Here is a 20,095-nt window from a genome sequence, read left to right as displayed (position 1 = left end):
ATTCTTAACGGGAAGTGTCTAGAGGCGTTAAGCTTTCCTCGATTTCCTCTCGTTTATGTTCTAAGAATGGGGGAAGAGCAAGTGTTTCACCGAGATGATTCATGTCTTCGTCTGTTGCAAAACCAGGTCCATCTGTAGCCAATTCAAAAAGGATGTGGTTAGCTTCTCGGAAGTATAAGGACTTGAAGTAATAACGGTCGACCAGCCCTGAATTGGGGAATCCAGAAGCCTCGATTATTTCTTGCCACTTTTTTAATTCTTCTTCATTATCCACACGGAAGGCTACGTGGTGGACACTTCCCCGGCCAGGCTTTTCAGGTTGAGCATCCGGTTGTTCTTCTACATGTACCTCTGCTCCTGTGCCCCCTTTTCCTGTCTCATAAACAGTCCATTGGTCATAACTTCCTTTTTTACGAAATCCTAATATATCGAGGAGGACTTTTTCCGTTTTTTCTGCTTCTGTCACTGTAAGATGAATTGGACCTAGACCGGTTATGCCATATTCCTTGGGTACTGGAGAATGATCCCAGGGTTCGCCAGCATCCACTCCTTTATTTTGTTCATCGGAAACAAGAATCAATCGTTGTCCCTCGGGATCACGAAAGGCTAAAGTTTTCCTTCCTAATCGCTCTTTTATAGGATCCAAATCGATATCATGTTCTTCCAGCCTTTTTTGCCAGTATGTTAGTGCTTCGTCGTTTTTCACTCTCAGGGAAGTTGTTGATATACTGCGTGATCCTGGGTAAGTGTTACCAGCTCTGTGTATTTCGAAAAACGTCAAATCTGTACCTGGACGGCCTTGCTCATCAGCATAAAATAGGTGATACATAGATGGTGCATCCTGGTTTACTGTTTTCTTAACTAATCTCATTCCTAATACTTTTGTATAAAAATCATAGTTACGCTTTGCGTTTGCAGTAATTGCGGATACGTGATGAATGCCCTGGAGTTGCACGGTCATTCCTCCCTTAGTCATTAATCTTGAATTCGAGATAATTATATACTTTTTCTGATTGGTATGTCAAAGTTTCCGTTCATCTTCATAGAGAGGAGTCTCGCTCACAAAGATTTCTTTAAGAATTCTCTATGTTTTTTCAGTTGAATACATCCATCGGAAAAAATTGTCAGGTAAATACCTTTATCAGCTTTAGCTTTTAGTAATTTACAGACATTCCTATTGCATATCTTTCCGGTCAACTAGTTAAATCAAGAAAAGTTGTGAAGGGGGGGAGATGCCAGAGCGAATATCCCGCATGCGGAAAGAGGGATAGCAATCAATAGGAAGTTTGCTCGTATTCACCCGTTGGAAGTGAACGGGAAGTAATTATACTTTATGTATCCTAAATTCAGCCGGTTCACCTAAAAAGTACTCGTTCATCCATGGATGCTGTTTTTATAACTTGGTTTTTCTTCATTTTCTCTTTTTGTAATTTCTTTTTTTAATAAATAGATGAATTCGTCCTCTAGCTGTAATTCTAAAGCTTTTCGGAGTGTGTCTTGCAGAAGTAATGAGGAAAGATTTTCGATGATCATATAAAAGCCCCCTTGCCTATACTTGCCGTTACGATTGAAGTTCTAGTGAGGCAGTGGCCGCACCTATAATCCTTCCATCTGAGTCGTAAATTGGCTGACAAAAAACATCATATCGTACTGATCCGTCTGGGAGAGGGAAAGGAATGATGGTCCTTACAGACATTCCTTCTGTGATGACTTGTTTTTTTAATTGCATTAGTTTCCATGTTCCTTCATTAGGATCTAATTCATGATCTAATTCGTCATCCCTTTTTCCGATGACTGTATCCATCCTGAAGTGGGGATAAGGATTGAACATCCAAGTGTACCTAAGTTCAAGGTCGCAATGAGCTATTGTCATCGGAGAGTTGGCGAGAGCTGTTTCGAAAGGCTCACTTAAATGTTCTGAGTAAAAGAGGGAAGGGTTGATATGGAGATATGATGCAATACGAGAAGCGACTGTCATACTAGGATTACGAGTACCATTCTCAATTTGTGCATAGTAGGCACGATCGATGTGCGCGCCGGCTGCGATTTGTTGTTGAGTCAACTGTTGTTCTTTTCTAAGTTTGATGAGCCATCTTCTCATTTTTCTCACATCCTGCTTTCTATTTTAATATAATTAATTCGCGTAAATTGTTAGAAATCCTTGTGGCAGTTTGCAACAAAATACGAGGGGGACACTCCACCTTTATGGATTATAAGATATTTCCTCTTGATGAGTACATATTAGCATGAGATTTTTAATGGTAATTAGAAAGAATTCTAACGAAGAGGAAAGAATCTGTTATAATCAATCAGTCTGAAATTATTAGAAAGATTCACAAAGAAAAGTATCATCAGGGGGGAGCGCCGATGACGTGGGAAATATTAAATATATTAGCGGTAAGTGCGTTTGCGTTCAGTGGGGCGATTGTGGCATTAAATGAAAGATATGATATATTCGGTACATTTATCCTTGGAATTGCGACACCATTTGCAGGGGGGATCATTAGAAATATTGCCTTAGATGTGCCGGTCATCCATGTGTGGGAACAAGGATATCTTTTTTATGTTGCTCTCGGAACCATTGCGATTGTTTACTTTTTCCCTAAAACCTGGGTGATGACATGGGATCGCTGGAATATTTACCCTGATGCCATCGGTCTTTCCGCATTCGCACTTCAAGGGGCTTCTTTTGCAATAGAAAACAACTTCCCATTAGGTGGAGTTGTCTTCGCAGCAATTCTGACAGGGGTTGGCGGTGGTGTTACGAGGGATGTGCTAGCACAACGTCGGCCGATGGTCATGCACCAGGAGATTTACGCTGTATGGGCAATGATGGCAGGGCTTTTTATTGGAATCGGTTGGATTGATATAGAAAACGCTTGGCAGACCTATATGATATTCCTTTTGGTCATTGTTTGTCGTGTGGCATCTTACCATCTGGGGTGGCATTTGCGTTTTAGAGATCTTTATCGTCTATAATCATTCAGGTAAAGTTTATATTTTTGATTGTTCGTACCTGGAAAGATTATTGAAGACTTGATTTCGAGATATTGTGTGAAGGGAAGAGGCTGTGGGGAATGAGTAGCTTTCCGCGGGAGCGCGGTGAGTCTCCTCAGGCTGACGCCTTGCGGGGTCTCACCAAGCACTCCCTTCCCGCAGGTCTCCCCATTCCCCTCTGCCCCTTGCCATATGAGTTGCTCGAAATCGCTCTACAATATCCTGCCATAAATGGGAAGAGAATAGGACTTCCAGCCTGTGATTATAGCATTTCACCTACATTTAGCTCCCTTTACATGAAGGTGGTTTCGACTATCATTTTACCGTATGGTGGTCTGGAAAACGGGGAGCCTCCTGTGGGATGAACATAATAGGTGAGATCCCGGAAGACGAAGTCCGAAGAAGCTCCCCACATGCCCACGGAAAGCGATCCGTTTTCCAGACCACCATCCTCTCAAATTGTCTCGAAACGGAGTTTTCAAGAATAGGGAGCGTTAGTAGGAGGATATAAAAATCTCAGAGGTTATTTAAACCTCTGAGATTTCTATTACTATCTAATAACGGAAAAGGTCACCAGAAAGATAACGTTCTCCAGTATCCGGGGCGATGCAGACGATTACTTCCCCTGGTTTTTTCTGTTTTGCCACTTGAATGGCAGCCCAGCAAGCAGCGCCAGAAGATGTGCCAAGCAGTAAACCTTCTTCACGAGAAAGACGTCGTGTAATATCATAGGCGTCTTCATCTGTGACCTGGAAGATTTCATCGTACACCTCTTGATTCAATATCGATGGGATAAATCCAGGGCTTGTCCCGACTAATTTATGCTTACCGGGTTTTCCACCTGAGAGGACGGGAGAACCTGAAGGCTCAGCTACATGGATGGTCATGTTTTCAAAGCGTTTTTTCAGTTCTTCCCCTGTACCCGTAATTGTACCGCCTGTGCCAGCTGTCGATACAAAGGCAGAAAGAGGTTTACCGAGTTCGTCCATAGCTTCAATGATTTCGGCAGCTGTAGTATGGCGATGGGCGTCAGGGTTCGCCATGTTCTCAAACTGCATTGGCATAAAACTGCCCTCTATCTCCTCTACCAGTTCTTTGGCTTTAGCGATTGCTCCTGGCATTTTTTCGTCACCAGGGGTGAGTACGATTTCCGCTCCGTATGCTTTTAAGAGGTTAATCCGTTCTTGTGTCATGGTATCTGGCATGACAAGGATAGCGCGGTATCCTCTGGCTGCAGCATTCATCGCGATACCGATTCCTGTATTCCCGCTTGTAGGCTCAATAAGTGTAGATCCTGGCTTTAAAAGTCCATCTTTTTCAGCTTGCTCCATCATATTGAAAGCGGCTCGATCTTTGACACTTCCACTTGGGTTATATTTTTCTAACTTCAGGTATATGTCAGCTCCATCTTCTGGAGAGAGGCGGTTCAGTTTGACCAGAGGGGTGTCCCCGATCAAATCTGAAATATTATTTACGACACGCATATCTGTCACTTCCTTACTGTTGGGAATGATAGTCCAATTTTATCATAATTGATAGCATGCATTCATCTGCCGCGCTTATTCCATATGTTGTTGGACGACTTCTTGGGCGAATTGAAAAGAGTCTCTTGGTACAGCGATCTTGAAAGAAAGTTGATTAGAATTCAAGTTGAAGCGATCAACTTTGACATTGAAATTACTAGCGGTGTCCATCTGAGTGACAGCCACATAAATGTTCTCTTCATTAGGGTTGACTATGACCCATTCAGGTAAATTGTAGTTATCTTTCACAAATTCCAAAACTTTTTTATTAGGGAGAGGAAGCTTTCCTAAAGAGATTCTTTCTTGCTGCAGCACAAGGTCCCCATTCTTTTGAACGACAGGTTCTAATTCAACATTGATAGGTATAACTTGATCGAAGGCTCGAATGTTCCCAGATAAAGTCACATTTCTTTCAAGGGAGATCGAGTAATCAAAGACTGTTTGTGTAGATAGTTCTGAAAGGTATTCATTGGCTAGCTGTTCCATATTTTCTTTGGTGGATACGATTGTAAATTCCGCATCAGGGCTTTCTTTTTGCTGATCGACGTTGACGAGAGTATAGGAGCTAGGCAAAAAAATTAAAGCGGCTAGCCAAATGATGATTCCTAAGTTAATCAGAGCAAGCAGCCAAAACGATGTTCTCCATTTATTGTTAAGTAATATCCGTTTCATCTTATTCATTCCACCTGTGTTATTGTTCGATATCTTCTCTTATATATTCTAACACGCGCTCCGCCATTTTCTTGTATCCTCTTTCATTTGGGTGGAAAAAGTCTTCCTCCCACAGCAGTTCTTCTTCTGATCCTTCGAAGAGATCCCGGATGGGTATGAATGTCGCTTGTTCATAATCGTTGATTACCCCACGACTGATCGCATTCCAATCTCCCATAATCTGTCCGAGTTCTGGAATATTTGTGAAGTACTGGTTGAAAGGGTTGTAGAGGCCGAGAAGGTATACTTGAGCGTCTGGGTTCAGTTCTTCTACCCTCTGTATAATGTCGTGTAATCGATTTTCATAATCCTCTTGTGCCTCAACAAAGTCTTGATAATCCAAACTTGTGAAGTTGTTTTTCACTACTTTCATTACATCATTAGCTCCGATGGTAATGAGCACGAGGTCAGCATTGGTGATGGAATTTGAAATTTCCTCGGACTCCATTCTTTTTAATAATTGGTCGGTACGGTTGCCGCGTTTACCAAAGTTTTCTATGTCTACCCTTGCTGATTCATCATTCGAATGGAAAGTGCCTTCTAAAATGCCGATATATCCACCTTTTTCCGTCGAGTCACCAACCCCTTGCGTAAGAGAATCGCCGATAGCTACGATGTTGAGGTTATCTTTTAGAAAAAGGTCGCGGGCACTTTCAATGACACCTGTGAACACTTCACGCAACTCTTCGCTCAATTTGCTATCATTTTCTCCAGTTTGTGTTTCTTCCTCGGGGATTTCCTCCTCCATATCTGGTTCGCTTTCTTGGGCAGGGGTAATATCAGTAGTTTCCTTTTGTTCCTGTGGATTTGATGGCTGGTCCTCTTCCGGCGTATATATAAAAGCTGCTATGATAAAAATTGCAATTAAGAAGGAAAGTATGATAGCTCCAATCCATCTCCATTTTTTCAATTCTTAATCCCTCCTGAAGGGTTCTCAATTATTATTATATGTGGTTTCCACCCATTGGGAAATGAAAAGTTTTACCCACAATTATATCATGAAGGTTATACAATAGACATACGTAAAAGATTATAAGAAGATGAGGGTATTGAATGAATGTCACGATGAAGGAGGGGGACTATGGAAGGGGCAATAACTATATCCGTAAGAGAGCTTGTTTCCTATGTCTACCGGACAGGAAGTATCGACGAGCGTTTCCAAACGAATGCAGCATTAGTAGAAGGTACTGCAATCCATCAGGAAATACAAAAAAAGTATAAAGAAGGCGACCAATCAGAAGTTTTCTTAGAATATGAGTATGAAAAAGATCAGATGCAACTCCATATCCAGGGGCGGTGTGACGGCTTATTGGAATCAGAAAAAGGGCCGATCATTGATGAAATCAAGTCTACAGCAATGGAGTTGGATGAAATAGAAGAAACTACTCATCTCGTTTATTGGGCACAAGCGAAAGGTTATGCTTTTATCTACGCAAGGAAGGAAAAATTAAACCATATCCAAGTTCAACTGACCTATGTTCAAAAAAAAACAAAGGAAAAAAAGCGTTTTTTGCGTACATTTACATATGAAGAGTTGTCGACGTTCATGGAAGAGACTATTGAGGAGTACTCATCGTACGCACGTATTCTCCTTCATATCCGGGAGCAAAAGAATCAAACAATCCCTGATTTGAGTTTTCCCTTCCCGAGTTATCGAGAGGGGCAACGTAAGCTTGCAGGAAGTGTTTATCGGACGGTGAAAGAAAAGAGGAACCTTTTTGCTCAAGCTCCTACTGGGATTGGTAAAACGATCTCTACCTTGTTTCCGGCAATAAAAGCTTTGGAATTGGATGATATGGACCGAATCTTTTACCTTACTGCTAAAACAATCACGCGAGCGACAGCAGAAGAGGCTTTATTGAAAATGAAAGAAATGGGCCTCCAATTGCGTTCCGTTACATTGACTGCGAAAGACAAAATTTGTTTCCAGGAAGAAACCATATGCCAACCGGATTATTGTCCTTTCGCGGATGGTTATTACGACCGAATAAATGGCGCTGTCGTCGACATTTTACTCCACGAAACACAAATGACGAGGCCAGTCATCGAAGAATATGCTAGAAAGCATCGGGTTTGTCCCTTTGAATTTTCTTTAGATTTAACGGATGTGGTGGATGTAATCATCGGGGATTACAATTATATATTCGATCCACGGGTTTCCTTAAAGCGCTTAATGCCTGATCGTAAGAGGAAAACGGCATTACTTGTGGATGAAAGTCACAATCTAGTGGAACGCGCCAGAGAAATGTATTCAGCATCGATTCACCTGCAATCTTATATGACCGTCAAAGAAGACTGGCATGGAGAAAATGACACCATAACGAAAGCAGCAATGGCTATAGAAAAGGGATTGAATCGTCTATATTCTTCTGAAGAAGAATATAGACGTCTGGAAAGTGTACCAGGGGAGCTTGAGGAAAATATGGAACGATTTCTTTCAGAAGCAGAATCGATTTTGCAGGACGACGCAGAAGGAGAACGAGCAGATAGATTAGTAGATGTGTATTTTGAATCTCAGCGTTTTATGAAAATATTAGAATTTGTCGATGAACACTACAGGATTATCGGAGAAAGTACGGTAGAAGGGAATTTCAACTTGAAACTATTCTGTCTGGACCCATCACATGTACTGAAGGAAACGACAAAATCTTTCCGTTCTGGTATCTTCTTTTCAGCAACATTGTCGCCATTCGCCTATTATAAAGAAATGTTGGGCGGGGGGAAGGAAGATTATATTCTCCACCTTCCTTCCCCTTATGATTCTTCTCAAATTGATGTAATGATTACCCCTTTATCTACACGGTATAAAAATAGAGCTCATACATTAACAGAATTGGCCCGTCGTTTACAACATCAAGTAGAAGAACATAGTGGGAACCATCTTTTCTTCTTTCCTTCTTATCAGTATATGGAAATGGCTTATTATGAATTTCGCAAACTGTCTGACGTGGATGCAGTCATGCAGGAAAGAGGGATGGGAGAAGACAGGCGTGAAGATTTCCTTGCTCAATTTGAAGTAGGCGGGCGGCTGGTAGGCTTTGCCGTGCTGGGTGGGATATTTTCCGAAGGTGTCGATTTAAGAGGGGACCGCTTGAATGGGGTAGCTGTCGTCGGAATAGGACTGGCTCCGAGAAGTTTTGAAAAAGAATTGATAAAAGACTACTTCAATGAAAAGAAACGAAATGGATATGATTATGCTTATGTATTTCCTGGCATGAATAAAGTTTTGCAGGCGGGAGGTCGCTTGATTCGCTCAGAAACGGATTACGGTGCCATTCAACTTGTTGATGATCGATTCTTATCGAAAAAGTATTTACAACTTCTTCCCGGGGACTGGGAGAATTATCGAATTTTGAATTGATATGATTTCCTGGGAAATATGGTGGCGGAAAAACAGAAATATGAAAGAGAAAGGTCAAAATTCCCAACCGAAATCTTGATAAAAATATTAAATCTGACTTTTGTTAGGGAAAAAGCCATCTATCATAAAGAGTGTTAAGGGTGTATTTACATTTACCTTCTTAAATTAATGGTTTGCTTTTTCCTTGGAGAAGAGTAGGAAAGTGCAATTACAGGGAGTCGGGTTTAGTGAGTTTCAGAAAGGTCCCTGTCCATAAGGAATAACAAAGGTTGTGACGGGGAGGTATAACCTTTGTTAACTTATATTAACTAAAGGTTGACATTAAGTGTTCGCTTCCCGTATCTTATTAGTAGAATAAGAGAGTTCACTAGGGAGGAATACGAAATGAAGCAAACACGATTATCCGCTTACGACATTACATTAGGTAGTTTATTTGTTGCTTTGATGGCAGTCGGAGCCAATATCACCGCATTCATGCCGTTTTTGCAAGTCATGGGAGTGCCGTTGACTCTCCAAACCTTTTTCGCTATCTTAGCAGGACTTGTCCTCGGGAGCCGCTTGGGTTCTTTCTCTGTTTTAGTGTATAGCATTCTTGGCCTGATCGGTGCCCCTATTTTTGCTGGTTTCAAGGGTGGTGTCTCTACACTACTATCCCCGACATTCGGTTTTATCCTTTCTTTTATCATCCTGGCTTATGTAGTAGGGAAAATCGCTGAATCTAAGCGTAATCTACCCACTTATATAACAGCTGCAGTGGTTGGAATTGCGATCAACTATTTTATCGGTGTAAATCATTTCTATCTGGCTATGAACTTCTGGGTCGGTGGCGAGGGGATTGGATTAGGACTCGCGTGGTCCAGCATGATTCCATTTTTGATTAAAGATTTTGCCTTATCTATTGGTGCTGCCATTTTTGCTTTAAGGTTAGAAAGATACTTGCTTCATCGCACTCCTCTCAGGCAAGCGGCATAAATAAAGACAGGCCCACTATTGATAGTGGGCCTGTCTTTTTACGCATCTTCTGATATAAATCGTCCGTGGATAAAGGCCATGATTGCGAACAGGGCAAAAGCAATTAATAAAACAGTGCCCCCGACAATGAAGAAAATGGTATTGAAAGTGCTCATGCCATCGATTGGCTGCGTATAATAGAGCCACATTCCCACAGTCAATCCGAACACACCGAAGAAGGACGTCCAAACATGAGCGGTTGCTAACTTAGAACCTTTAGGGATGGAGAAAACTCTATAATAGATCCCGAATGCAAATAGGGAAAGCCACCCGACTACTAAAATATGAGCGTGGATTGCACTCAACTGCAATCCGCCGCCTCCAGCCATGTGAGACCCCATGAATGCTCCTATGAGGGCATAAAGGGCGGCGACTCGAACAAAAAAACGCGTGCGGTCCATATTTCTGCTACCTCCTATATTCCGAATCATAACCTTCTGTCATTATATCGAATGCTTCCATCATTGAGAAATGAAAATATAAAATTGTCGTTAAACGTTCACTCTATTTTCGCACTTTTGTGTGATTTGGATTGCCAGGCAGATTGATATATGATGAATAGAGTTAGTAAATAGAGGAGTGGATGAAGATGGAACATAGATTAAAGCAATTTTCTAAATACCTTAAAGAGCAAAGTATTGATGCTGCTTTTATTAATTCAACCGAAAACTTCTTTTATTTAACAGGATTCCATACAGATCCCCATGAAAGGTTACTGGGTTTACTAGTTTTCCCAGAAGCGGATCCGATTGCTGTATTGCCTGGAATGGAAAAGGGACAAATCCGTGCTGCTGGGTGGAAGGATGAAGTAATCGGGTATGCCGATCACGAAAACCCCTGGAGTATGATGGCAGAAAAAATGAATGAAAAAGGGATTACATCTGTCCATTCAGTAGGTATTGAAAAACAAGTCTTATCTTATGGAAGAAGTGAATCCTTTTTCTCACTCTTTCATGACGTGAAAGTAGAAGATATCGAACCGGAATTGAATGAAATGCGCGTGGTTAAAGACGAGCATGAAATCAGTGTGATGAAGGAAGCGGCTGAATTGGCGGACTTCGGGGTGAGTGTTGGCGTGGAAGCCCTTGAAGAAGGGGTTACGGAAATGGAAGTGTTGGCTAAGATCGAATATGAGCTGAAGAAAAAAGGCGTCGCTGAGATGTCCTTTTCTACAATGGTCTTGTTCGGTGAAAAATCTGGACAGCCACACGGAAACCCTGGAGATCGCAGGTTAAGAGCGGGAGATTTTGTCTTATTCGACCTTGGCGTTGTGTGGAAAGGTTACACTTCAGACATTACACGAACATTTGCTTACCGCTCTGTGAGTGAGGAACAGAGATCTATTTATGAAAAAGTCCAGGAAGCAATTGAAGCATCTCTTGCCATTAGCAAGCCAGGAACACGAATTGGAGATCTTGACCAGACGGCGCGTGATATTATTACAGACGCCGGTTATGGTGATAAATTTCCTCACCGTATTGGACACGGCCTGGGAATCAACGTTCACGAATTCCCTTCAATGAGTCATTTGAACAATGGAGTATTGAAAACGGGAATGACTTATACGATCGAACCAGGAATCTATGACCCTGAGATCGGTGGAGTCCGTTTGGAAGATGATGTTCTCGTTACGGAAGATGGTTACATTACATTGACTAAAACACCAAAAGAATTGCGGATTATTGAATAATAGGAAAAGGTCGCTTTTGAAAGCGGCCTTTTTTGTATTTTTGTGAGGGTTATTTCCCTGTTTTTCTTCACTTCGATTAATAGATCAACAGCTCGCTCCATTTCCTTTCATACACCATATTCGCCTTTTCATCTATATTACTATAAGCCTCAAGGTGTAGTTTAAAATATATCCCTGGCTCATTACACCAACATTCTTTTCTCGATATGATTAAGACAAGAAATCAGCAAGGAGGGAAAAAGATGAAGAAATTTTTACTATTCCTAGCAGGGTTAGTCGCTCTTATTGTACTGCTCGTCAATTTAGGGCCGATGATCCTCCTGGGCGTAAGCGTCTGGCTGCTTTATGTCGTGTTCAAGCAATTCATGAAAAGTGACTCGACCGCTGGAAAAATCGGCTGGGTAGTCGCAGGTTTGATTATCCTCAGTATAGCGGCATCAAATATCTACGCTGTTATAGGTGTGGCGGCAGCCTGCGTCTTGTACTGGATTTATAAAAATTGGACAAGCAAGAAGGAAGAAATTCATACGAGGTCAGATGACCCATTCACTAATTTCGAACGTCAATGGGCAGAGATGAACAAATAATTCAAAGGAGAGATCGTCATGGCTAATTTATTTACTAGATTAAAGGATTCGATTACGGCGGATTTGCACGAAGTATTGGACCAAAAAGAACAGAAGAATCCAGTAGCAATGCTGAATCAATATTTGCGTGAGAGTGAAAAGGAAACGGAAAAAGTGAGGAAATTGGTGGAACGTCAATATCGTTTGAAAGATGAGTTCTCCCGTGAGTTCCAAAAGGCCCAGGACATGGCTGATAAACGTAAAAGACAGGCGGAAATCGCTGAAAAAGCGGGCGAGTCGACGATGTATGAATTTGCAATCAAGGAACAGCAGGAGTACGAAGCTAGAGCGGAGCGCCTTCAAGCTTCCAGAAGGGATAGCGTCGAACAGCTGGAGGCTCTGGAGCGTAAATATGAAGAAATGAAACATAAATTGAAAGACATGCACCTGAAGCGTATGGAATTAATGGGCCGGGAAAATATTGCGCGGGCCCATCACCGTATGAATCGTGTCATTGAAGACACAGCGGACAAGCCATACTCCAGATTTTCAGAAATTGATCGCTACATCGAAGACCTGGAGTATAAGGTGAACAGCGCTTATTACCACAATACATTTGACAGTAAGATGGCCCACCTTGAAAGAGAGCTGGAGAAACGGGAAGAAGTACCCGCTAAATAGAAAACGTGATATGATAAAGGCGCAGAATTCTGCGTCTTTATTAATATCTGATTTAGAGAATATTTTTATTGCAGATGATTTATGCTCGGTATCATACAGCTCCAGCGTTCAGCATTTCGTGTCTTTCAGGACATTTACGCTTTAGTGCTGATCTTTAAGAGAGAGCGTGGATTTGATTAGGTGAGGAGGATGACCTGTATGCTTAATAAACTTTCAACGAACACAATCAACACGATTTTGATCATAGGGGTGGTTCTCCTCGTCGTAGAAATCGTTTTTTTTAATGGCGGCCTTGTGTTTTCTGTCCTGTTTTCCAGTGTTTTGATTTATCTCGGCTGGAAAAATTACAAACCTTTGTGGAGGAAAGTCTTGTTCTGGATCGGAATCATCAGTTTGGTTTTTACTATTCTCAGTATGATTGCCGTCCGTTTCCTCATCGTCGCCATGATTTTGATTTTTTTAATGAACTATTTCAAATCCCGGGAAAAGCCGGAACGCCTGGAACCGGAGATCATTGATAACAGGCAGGAAATCCCTGATCATGAACCACTACTCAAGCAAAAGTTCTTTGGGGATGAAACCACACCAAAAAGGTCTTATGAGTGGAGTGATGTGAATATTCATGGCGGTTTTGGCGATCGGATCATAGATTTAAGTCACACTGTTCTCCCTCATGATGAAGCCGTTATATCCGTTCGCCATTTTGTTGGCAACATCACAGTGTATGTCCCTTACGAAGTTGAAGTGAATATTCATCATAGTGCACTCATTGGCAGGGCTTCTGTGTTCCAATATAAGAAGACGAAAGTGTTGAACCAGGTGCTTTCTTTTCAAACGGAGAATTATCGTTCGACGAAACCGCGAGTGAAAATCCTTACATCCATGGTTTCAGGGGATCTTGAGGTGAAGCGCGTATGAATATATGGCAAAGGCAAGTGTTATCAGGAACACTCACTTTTTTCTGTTTTACTGTTCTCATACTGAGCATTACTTTTTACGCGTTTCCTTTTGATTCCTGGGCGGATTTATGGGAGCGGGAAGTCATTGATATGCCTTTTGCTTTTCTTGTGCTAGCCATTTCTCTGTCCCTCGGGTTTGTAGTCGGCATCATCCAGGGATGGTTCTGGCGTAGACAGCTTTACAATATTGAATATCAACTAGGGGAGTTGTCGAAGGGGAACGAACTTCCTTCTGGTGAAGTGGATTTAGAGGAAATTAAGCAGATTGAAAATACGATCCAGAGTATTGAAGAAAAGATGACGAAACAAACGGAGCTCGCTCAACGTATGGTAACAGAGAGGGCGGAAGAGAGAGAAAAGAGTTTGCAGGAAGTAGTGATTCAGGAACGGAATAGACTGGCGCGGGAATTGCATGATTCTGTTAGTCAGCAGTTGTTTGCAGCTTCGATGATGATGTCCGCAATCAATGAGACAGATTCCACAGATGTACAGGCGACAAAAAAACAAATGCAGATGGTGGAGAGGATGATTCATCAATCTCAACTCGAAATGAGAGCATTGCTGCTCCACTTGAGACCTGTAGCTCTAAAAGATAAATCTCTGGCTGAGGGGATGGAAGAACTGCTTTATGAGCTGACACAAAAAGTTCCGATGGCTATTGATTGGTCTGTGGAAAGCCTGGATCTTGAGAAGGGGATCGAGGATCAATTGTTCCGGATTTTGCAAGAATCGGTATCTAATACGTTGAGGCATGCAAAAGCAACCAATTTACATGTAATGCTGATCGAACGTGACCAAAATATTATCCTACGTATCGTGGATGATGGTGTTGGTTTTGATGTGGAAGAAGAGAAAACAAGCTCCTATGGTCTGCAGAATATGCAGGAACGTGCATTGGAAGTCGGTGGTGCAATGAAGATTGTAAGTGTGAAAGAACAAGGAACACGGTTAGAGGTGAAAGTTCCTCATCGTAAAAAAGGAGGCGATAGTGCATGATTACTGTTTTATTTGCTGATGATCATGAAATGGTACGGATTGGCGTGTCTGCTTATTTATCAGCACAACCGGATATTGAAGTTATTGCAGAAGCAGTCGACGGAAAAACGGCGGTCGAGTTGGCATTAGAACATCGCCCGGATATCATTTTAATGGATCTCGTAATGGAGGAAATGGATGGGATAGAAGCAACGGAGCGGATTACCAAGCAGTGGCCGGAAGCGAAGGTCATTATTGTAACAAGCTTCCTTGACGATGAAAAAGTTTATCCAGCTCTTGAAGCGGGGGCAACTAGTTATATGTTGAAAACTTCCAAAGCGGAGGAGATTGCTAAAGCCATTCGTTCTACATACGAAGGCCAGTCCATTTTAGAGCCAGAAGTGACAGGGAAAATCATGACGAAGATGCGTACACCTGGCGATCCTGTTCTACACGAACGATTGACAGAACGGGAAAAGGAAGTATTGCTTTTAATGGCGGAAGGCAAAACCAATCAAGAAATTTCTGAGCAATTATTTATTGCTTTGAAAACTGCCAAGGTGCATGTGAGTAATGTTCTGGGAAAATTAGAAGTCTCAGATCGTACACAGGCAGTGATTTATGCATTTAAACACGACTTAGTAAAGTGAAGCCTTGACGGACATGTTCGTCAAGGCTTTTTTTTATTGGTTGTGGATGAAAAGTACGAAAAAGATGATAAGGATGAGGTAGAAGATGAATAACTTCCAGTAGACCCTTTTCAATTTCATCTCCTCTTTTCATTCAAAAATGGATTATATTAAGTTTATGTACATACGGAGGAAAGAATGACTTGAAACAGTAAACAAAGGTTTGGATCATTTCGGTAAAATCAACTCAATCCCTTTGGTCCTGTACTCTTGCTCATCCCTTTCTTACACTTTTCCGGACATATGCTTGTTTTTTTATTCTTTCGGGAATACCTAGGAGCAGGGGTGATATATGTGAAATGGGAAAATAAAATCGCTAGTAATGCCTTGTGGTCAGGAGAGATATCCAACCTAAGGAACAAAGAGCATGTAGCTGAGCAAGTCAGTCAGTTCGTGAAAAATGGGGATACGATTGGCATTGGTTCTGGATCGACTTCTTATCTTGCTTTGCGAAAGATAGCCTCAAGGGTTGCGGAAGAACAGCTTGATATATTGGCGATTCCAACATCAAAGGAAGCAGAGATGAATTGCAGCTACCTTGGTCTGACAACAACTTCGCTTGTAGCAGCTCGACCGGATTGGGGCTTCGATGGGGCAGATGAAGTCGATGACCAGAGACGACTCATCAAAGGAAGAGGTGGAGCCCTTTTTGCAGAGAAACTCGTGATGGCAAGCTCACCAAAAACGTACATTTTAGTAGATGAGAGTAAACACGTCACGAAATTAGGAGAGAAATTCTCTGTACCTTTGGAAATAGACCCGAGAGCCGTCCATATTGTAGAAACGGCTCTCGGAGATTTTCCTTGTGAGGAGGTTCATTTAAGAATGGCTGCAGCTAAAGATGGTCCGGTTCTTACGGAAGCTGGCAATTTCCTTTTGGATGCTAAGTTCCATCATATAGGCAATGATTTGGAAAAAGAGCTGAGTGCTATCCCGGGGGTTGTTGAATCAGGGTTGTTCATTGGGTATTCCGTGGAAATTTTAACGGTTTGACGCCCATTTTACTTATATTTATTGGTACATTGTAATACTTTTTCTATAATAGTAGTAAATCCTTATTCAAAGGGGAATTCATTATGGGACTGCCAAATAGGATTGCTTACCAGGATCAAAGATACCCGTATATAGTACTTGTGCCGATCGGAAAGAAAAATAAACACATTCGGTCGATAGGACATAAATTTGAACGGGGGTTACTATCCAGGCTGAACGACGCGATCGTGGATCTAATCAATGACAAAGCTCTTGATATCACGAGCATCCGCCCATTTTTGGGATTATCGGGTAATGCTGTCCTACCTGTTTCTTTTGAAAAAGAAGAAACTATCCACCCACATTTGTTGCGCCCAGAGTTATTTTTATGGAGGTCTTTGCCGGAAGGACATGGACTACCTCTGAAAGAGAAATTTTTATATTCAACAGATTTCACACAGCTCTCCTCTGAACAACTTTATGATCATGTCGGAGAAGTGCTGGAAGATTATCTGTTCTTATCTTATATAAGTGAACACGACCAAGAATATTGGTTATCGAGAATAGCGGCTGCTTTTCATAATCATCCGATTGTCCAATTGTTCCATGAAAAACGTCCTGTCATCGATGCTGTGGAAGTGATGAATCAATCCTCACTCATTTCGGTATTGAATTATCCAGAAGATATCTCCTACTGGCGGCACCGTGTCGAGATTGTAATGCGGCCATTCCGTTCCTTGCCGGAGGAGTGGTTGAAAGGCAAGCATTCCAGTTGCACTCACAACAAAACATTAGAATTTGATGCTACCCATCGATGCATATGCTGTTACTGTGAAACATGTGACTTTAACTTGTACTATTATGTGGACGAAGATCAAGTCACATTTGATGAAGAGTTCGACGTGGAAAGAGCCTGCAAACGAGTAGGCACAATAGAGAAGCAATTTAATGAAATAGCTGCACAGAATGAACGTCTTTTAGAACAGCTTGATCAACTGAGGTCATTGAAAAAGCAATTAAGTGTAGCAAGGAAGACTTTAGACGAGAGTCTTGAAGTTATCCATCAAATTGAAAGATATCAAAGAAAAGAAGAAAACTTAAAGTCTTACCCACTGTTGGATATGTACGATAAGTTGAGCCGGACCCATATTCCGGAACAAAAGGTTGATTCAGAGCTTCTTTGGTTAGCTTGTGTACAAATGGACAATGTCAAAATGCTCAAAGAGCTTCGCGAATGGAAAAAAATCGTTCCAGAACATGTGTATCCGATGACAAGTCACGTCCTCGAACAATTGAAAAATAAACTTGAAGACGTTCGTTACGAAGAGAATGATATTATCATTACAGTCAAAGGTCGTCAATTAAATTATTCAGAAACCCAGCAGGTGCTGGATTTGATTTATTATTATGGAACGGATTACCCTGCACATACACTCGTCCAAGTACTTGCAGGAAAAGCGACAAACAAGTTAAGAAGCCTAAAACTCCATGAAACACGTTGGTTCGGACTGTTATCCAATTGGCCAGAAAAACACATCCAGAAACTTTTCAACCAATTAGAAAAACAAGGATGGCTCATGAAACAACAAAAAGGGTACTCCGTAAGTGACTATGCAGAAGAAGTCATGTGATAAGAAAAGCGCAAACGCCTTGGGAGACACGAAAAGCATAAGACGAGCAGCGCAGTGAAGTGTACTTTCTTCACGGAGGTGAACGACTTATGCCTCGAGTGTCTAGGCGTTGGAGCTGGATAAAAGAAAAGCGCAAACGCCTTGGGAGACACGAAAAGCATAAGACGAGCAGCGCAGTGAAGTGTACTTTCTTCACGGAGATGAACGACTTATGCCTCGAGTGTCTAGGCGTTGGAGCTGGACAAAAGAAAAACGCAAACGCCTTGGGAGACTTAAAGATCGTGCCGTCTTGTATGGCCATGGATAAAGACCTGCTACACACGCAGGTCTTTATTTTAGTACACCCTTATTAGGTAAACGGTTTCTTGTGGTATAATGCCAATACATAGATTTATGGGTATAATTTAGGTTCCTGACTCAAATCATATTCATCACAGAAGGAATAGAGAACTTATCTTTATGAATCATTTACTTAAATGCCTTGTGTTATTTGGAACACAAATATCAGAACCTCAAAATCAAGGGTTTCTTACTGGACAAGCATTTATACGCGGCAGTTGAAAAACTGAAAATAATCAAAATCGGGAGACAAAGGAACTTGTTTTCAGAAGGGAGTTTAGACATGAAATCCATCTATCACCGAGCTTTAGGAGAGCAATTTCATAGACTTCATCCAGAGATGCAAAAAAAGTATGGGTTAACAAGTAAGCAAAATTTGATGGTTCTCGGCCAGGGCCGAATGACTGAAATCAGAGGAACAAATCCGTTTATCCGTCCGTTATTACAAATCGGTGTGAAAGATTATCTTATTTTTGCTGAGAGAGGAAAGGACGTTCCTTTCACTTTAGAAAACTATGTATATGCAGATGAACAAGGACGAGAAACGGTAAGCTGGATTCGTCGTTTTTTCTTTCCTTATGCTATCCGCGGGTTCGATGCAGCAATGAGATACGATGAAGAGAGAAAGTGTATCGTTGACGATCTTGGGAAATCGGGTTTTGTACAAACAGAACTTGATCTTCATGTGACAGCCCAAGGTGGATTATACATGGAGTCAAAAGCGGTGAATGTGGACGGTATCCTTTCTATGATAACTCCGAAGACGAGTGTTTATGAACATTACGATGAGGTAGAAGGTGCTTTTCGAGTCCATGTCCATGCTGAACATCCTCTTCTTGGTACGCTGCTTATGTATGAAGGAATGGTACACACAGAATTTTTGCCGATGACTTATAAAAACATCCCTGAACGTGGCGTTATAGATTAAAGGAGTGAGGCGATATGAAAGATCGGCGAAATAATGGTGAAGAGGAAGTGCATACGGACTTTTCCGATCGGATGACTTACGGAGAGTATTTGAATTTGGATACTCTTCTAGCAGCACAAAATAGAAGGTCCGCACACCATGACGAAATGCTGTTCATCATTATTCATCAAGTAAGTGAATTATGGATGAAGCTGATCTTGCATGAGCTTCAAGCAGCAATCGAATCTATCCGAAATGGAGAAATGCAGGCGGCCTTTAAAATGCTGGCGCGGGTATCCTCTACACAAAAACAGATCATTCAGGCATGGGATGTTTTATCTACATTGACACCGTCCGAATATATGGAATTTCGTGATCAATTAGGTCAAGCATCTGGTTTTCAATCTTACCAATACCGAATGATTGAATTCGCATTAGGATACAAAACCAAACATGTACTGAAAATTTATGAAAAGGATCCTGGATTACATAAACATCTTGAAGCGGCTTATAAGGCTCCGAGTATATATGATGCAGCCATTGAAAAGCTTGCAACTGCCGGATTTCCAATTACAGGAAAACTCCTGGATAGAGATTATACAGAGCTTTATGAGAAAGATCAGAGCGTGGAAGCGGCATGGACGGCAGTATATAAAGATGTCGATAAGTATTGGGATTTGTATCAGTTGGGTGAAAAGCTTGTGGATATCGAGGATAGTTTGCAGCAATGGCGTTTTCGCCATATGAAAACAGTGGAACGGATTATTGGCCATAAAAAGGGGACCGGGGGATCATCTGGTGTGGGATACTTGAAAAAAGTATTAGATCACAGGTTTTTCCCTGAGTTATGGGATATACGCACGAATATTTGAACACAACATTTTCAAAAAAAAGGGACTTCCACCCAAGGAAGTTCCTTTTTTATAGGATTCATCCTCTTCCCCAAAAGCCTCGAAATCAAGTCTTCAAGAATACTGCCATTATGTTGTATGATATAGTGATGGAAAAAATTAAATAAATTGAATATATCGAAATAATTAAGTCATTGTTACATTTATGTTACAATACACTATGAGACGACTA

General features: G+C 41.5%; 20 protein-coding genes. 13 read left to right on the top strand and 7 right to left on the bottom strand.

Annotation, left to right across the window (positions count from 1 at the left end; genetic code table 11):
• Nucleotides 1-4: 4 nt before the first annotated feature.
• The 3 genes from BMZ58_RS18005 to BMZ58_RS17995 all read right to left on the bottom strand — a co-directional run bounded on the left by BMZ58_RS18005 (nucleotide 5) and on the right by BMZ58_RS17995 (nucleotide 2,101).
• Nucleotides 5-955, bottom strand: a complete 951-nt coding sequence (locus BMZ58_RS18005; RefSeq protein ID WP_075037936.1) for a ring-cleaving dioxygenase — start codon at nucleotides 953-955, stop codon at nucleotides 5-7.
• A 419-nt stretch (nucleotides 956-1,374) separates the two neighbouring features.
• A complete protein-coding gene (gene sda, locus BMZ58_RS18000; protein WP_083412884.1) occupies nucleotides 1,375-1,533 on the bottom strand; it encodes a sporulation histidine kinase inhibitor Sda in 159 nt (52 codons plus the stop codon).
• A gap of 28 nt (nucleotides 1,534-1,561) precedes the next feature.
• Complete coding sequence (locus BMZ58_RS17995) at nucleotides 1,562-2,101, bottom strand: helix-turn-helix domain-containing protein (RefSeq protein WP_075037935.1); 540 nt, start codon at nucleotides 2,099-2,101, stop codon at nucleotides 1,562-1,564.
• A gap of 266 nt (nucleotides 2,102-2,367) precedes the next feature.
• Between BMZ58_RS17995 and BMZ58_RS17990 the strand changes: the two genes are divergently transcribed.
• Nucleotides 2,368-2,979: a trimeric intracellular cation channel family protein gene (locus BMZ58_RS17990; RefSeq protein WP_075037934.1), complete on the top strand. Its 612-nt coding sequence runs from the start codon at nucleotides 2,368-2,370 to the stop codon at nucleotides 2,977-2,979.
• Nucleotides 2,980-3,551: 572 nt separating this feature from the next.
• Here the strand turns inward: BMZ58_RS17990 and cysK are convergent.
• The 3 genes from cysK to BMZ58_RS17970 form a co-directional block, all read right to left on the bottom strand.
• On the bottom strand, nucleotides 3,552-4,481 hold the full coding sequence (gene cysK, locus BMZ58_RS17980) for a cysteine synthase A (protein WP_075037932.1): 930 nt from the start codon (nucleotides 4,479-4,481) through the stop codon (nucleotides 3,552-3,554).
• Between the two features lie 75 nt (nucleotides 4,482-4,556).
• A complete protein-coding gene (locus BMZ58_RS17975) occupies nucleotides 4,557-5,192 on the bottom strand; it encodes a YpmS family protein (RefSeq protein ID WP_083412883.1) in 636 nt (211 codons plus the stop codon).
• Between the two features lie 19 nt (nucleotides 5,193-5,211).
• A complete protein-coding gene (locus tag BMZ58_RS17970; protein ID WP_075037930.1) occupies nucleotides 5,212-6,141 on the bottom strand; it encodes an SGNH/GDSL hydrolase family protein in 930 nt (309 codons plus the stop codon).
• Between the two features lie 171 nt (nucleotides 6,142-6,312).
• Between BMZ58_RS17970 and BMZ58_RS17965 the strand changes: the two genes are divergently transcribed.
• A complete protein-coding gene (locus tag BMZ58_RS17965) occupies nucleotides 6,313-8,592 on the top strand; it encodes an ATP-dependent DNA helicase (protein WP_075037929.1) in 2,280 nt (759 codons plus the stop codon).
• A 384-nt stretch (nucleotides 8,593-8,976) separates the two neighbouring features.
• Nucleotides 8,977-9,564 (top strand): biotin transporter BioY, encoded by a 588-nt coding sequence (locus BMZ58_RS17960; RefSeq protein ID WP_075037928.1) that lies wholly within the window; start codon nucleotides 8,977-8,979, stop codon nucleotides 9,562-9,564.
• Nucleotides 9,565-9,602: 38 nt separating this feature from the next.
• On the opposite strand, the gene BMZ58_RS17955 is transcribed toward BMZ58_RS17960, so the two are convergent.
• Complete coding sequence (locus BMZ58_RS17955; RefSeq protein WP_075037927.1) at nucleotides 9,603-10,004, bottom strand: hypothetical protein; 402 nt, start codon at nucleotides 10,002-10,004, stop codon at nucleotides 9,603-9,605.
• Nucleotides 10,005-10,192: 188 nt separating this feature from the next.
• Between BMZ58_RS17955 and BMZ58_RS17950 the strand changes: the two genes are divergently transcribed.
• The 10 genes from BMZ58_RS17950 to kynA all read left to right on the top strand — a co-directional run bounded on the left by BMZ58_RS17950 (nucleotide 10,193) and on the right by kynA (nucleotide 19,884).
• Nucleotides 10,193-11,293 carry a M24 family metallopeptidase gene (locus BMZ58_RS17950; protein WP_075037926.1) on the top strand — a complete coding sequence of 367 codons (1,101 nt, stop codon included), beginning with the start codon at nucleotides 10,193-10,195 and terminating at the stop codon, nucleotides 11,291-11,293.
• A 242-nt stretch (nucleotides 11,294-11,535) separates the two neighbouring features.
• Nucleotides 11,536-11,880, top strand: a complete 345-nt coding sequence (locus tag BMZ58_RS17945) for a lmo0954 family membrane protein (RefSeq protein WP_075037925.1) — start codon at nucleotides 11,536-11,538, stop codon at nucleotides 11,878-11,880.
• A gap of 18 nt (nucleotides 11,881-11,898) precedes the next feature.
• Nucleotides 11,899-12,540 (top strand): PspA/IM30 family protein, encoded by a 642-nt coding sequence (locus BMZ58_RS17940; protein WP_075037924.1) that lies wholly within the window; start codon nucleotides 11,899-11,901, stop codon nucleotides 12,538-12,540.
• 198 nt (nucleotides 12,541-12,738) lie between these two features.
• Complete coding sequence (gene liaF, locus BMZ58_RS17935) at nucleotides 12,739-13,458, top strand: cell wall-active antibiotics response protein LiaF (RefSeq protein ID WP_075037923.1); 720 nt, start codon at nucleotides 12,739-12,741, stop codon at nucleotides 13,456-13,458.
• Nucleotides 13,455-14,495: a sensor histidine kinase gene (locus BMZ58_RS17930; protein ID WP_075037922.1), complete on the top strand. Its 1,041-nt coding sequence runs from the start codon at nucleotides 13,455-13,457 to the stop codon at nucleotides 14,493-14,495. Before liaF ends, BMZ58_RS17930 begins: the two co-directional genes overlap by 4 nt.
• Entirely contained in the window at nucleotides 14,492-15,124 is a 633-nt protein-coding gene (locus BMZ58_RS17925; protein ID WP_075037921.1) for a response regulator transcription factor, read from the top strand. Before BMZ58_RS17930 ends, BMZ58_RS17925 begins: the two co-directional genes overlap by 4 nt.
• Nucleotides 15,125-15,457: 333 nt before the next feature.
• Nucleotides 15,458-16,156 (top strand): ribose 5-phosphate isomerase A, encoded by a 699-nt coding sequence (gene rpiA / locus BMZ58_RS17920; protein WP_075037920.1) that lies wholly within the window; start codon nucleotides 15,458-15,460, stop codon nucleotides 16,154-16,156.
• A gap of 83 nt (nucleotides 16,157-16,239) precedes the next feature.
• Nucleotides 16,240-17,766 (top strand): RQC-minor-2 family DNA-binding protein, encoded by a 1,527-nt coding sequence (locus BMZ58_RS17915; RefSeq protein WP_075037919.1) that lies wholly within the window; start codon nucleotides 16,240-16,242, stop codon nucleotides 17,764-17,766.
• Nucleotides 17,767-18,388: 622 nt separating this feature from the next.
• The gene (locus BMZ58_RS17905) at nucleotides 18,389-19,033 is read left to right on the top strand and encodes a DUF4166 domain-containing protein (protein ID WP_075037984.1); all 645 of its coding nucleotides are present in this window, start codon (nucleotides 18,389-18,391) and stop codon (nucleotides 19,031-19,033) included.
• A gap of 14 nt (nucleotides 19,034-19,047) precedes the next feature.
• Complete coding sequence (gene kynA, locus BMZ58_RS17900) at nucleotides 19,048-19,884, top strand: tryptophan 2,3-dioxygenase (RefSeq protein WP_075037917.1); 837 nt, start codon at nucleotides 19,048-19,050, stop codon at nucleotides 19,882-19,884.
• Nucleotides 19,885-20,095: the final 211 nt, after the last annotated feature.

The organism is Halobacillus dabanensis, from assembly GCF_900114165.1.
In the GTDB taxonomy this organism is placed as follows: Bacteria; Bacillota; Bacilli; order Bacillales; family Halobacillaceae; genus Halobacillus; species Halobacillus dabanensis.
This window is presented reverse-complemented; position numbering and strand designations above follow the sequence as displayed.

Excerpts from the sequence above, each read along its gene's own strand:
- kynA (WP_075037917.1), top strand. The coding sequence starts at position 19,048 with ATGAAAGATCGGCGAAATAATGGTGAAGAGGAAGTGCATACGGACTTT.
- liaF (WP_075037923.1), top strand. The coding sequence starts at position 12,739 with ATGCTTAATAAACTTTCAACGAACACAATCAACACGATTTTGATCATA.
- BMZ58_RS17965 (WP_075037929.1), top strand. The coding sequence starts at position 6,313 with ATGGAAGGGGCAATAACTATATCCGTAAGAGAGCTTGTTTCCTATGTC.
- BMZ58_RS17990 (WP_075037934.1), top strand. The coding sequence starts at position 2,368 with ATGACGTGGGAAATATTAAATATATTAGCGGTAAGTGCGTTTGCGTTC.
- BMZ58_RS17945 (WP_075037925.1), top strand. The coding sequence starts at position 11,536 with ATGAAGAAATTTTTACTATTCCTAGCAGGGTTAGTCGCTCTTATTGTA.
- BMZ58_RS17995 (WP_075037935.1), bottom strand. The coding sequence starts at position 2,101 with ATGAGAAGATGGCTCATCAAACTTAGAAAAGAACAACAGTTGACTCAA.
- BMZ58_RS17955 (WP_075037927.1), bottom strand. The coding sequence starts at position 10,004 with ATGGACCGCACGCGTTTTTTTGTTCGAGTCGCCGCCCTTTATGCCCTC.
- BMZ58_RS17960 (WP_075037928.1), top strand. The coding sequence starts at position 8,977 with ATGAAGCAAACACGATTATCCGCTTACGACATTACATTAGGTAGTTTA.
- BMZ58_RS17930 (WP_075037922.1), top strand. The coding sequence starts at position 13,455 with ATGAATATATGGCAAAGGCAAGTGTTATCAGGAACACTCACTTTTTTC.
- BMZ58_RS17950 (WP_075037926.1), top strand. The coding sequence starts at position 10,193 with ATGGAACATAGATTAAAGCAATTTTCTAAATACCTTAAAGAGCAAAGT.
- BMZ58_RS17940 (WP_075037924.1), top strand. The coding sequence starts at position 11,899 with ATGGCTAATTTATTTACTAGATTAAAGGATTCGATTACGGCGGATTTG.
- BMZ58_RS17925 (WP_075037921.1), top strand. The coding sequence starts at position 14,492 with ATGATTACTGTTTTATTTGCTGATGATCATGAAATGGTACGGATTGGC.
- sda (WP_083412884.1), bottom strand. The coding sequence starts at position 1,533 with ATGATCATCGAAAATCTTTCCTCATTACTTCTGCAAGACACACTCCGA.
- BMZ58_RS17975 (WP_083412883.1), bottom strand. The coding sequence starts at position 5,192 with ATGAAACGGATATTACTTAACAATAAATGGAGAACATCGTTTTGGCTG.
- cysK (WP_075037932.1), bottom strand. The coding sequence starts at position 4,481 with ATGCGTGTCGTAAATAATATTTCAGATTTGATCGGGGACACCCCTCTG.
- BMZ58_RS17915 (WP_075037919.1), top strand. The coding sequence starts at position 16,240 with ATGGGACTGCCAAATAGGATTGCTTACCAGGATCAAAGATACCCGTAT.
- BMZ58_RS17905 (WP_075037984.1), top strand. The coding sequence starts at position 18,389 with ATGAAATCCATCTATCACCGAGCTTTAGGAGAGCAATTTCATAGACTT.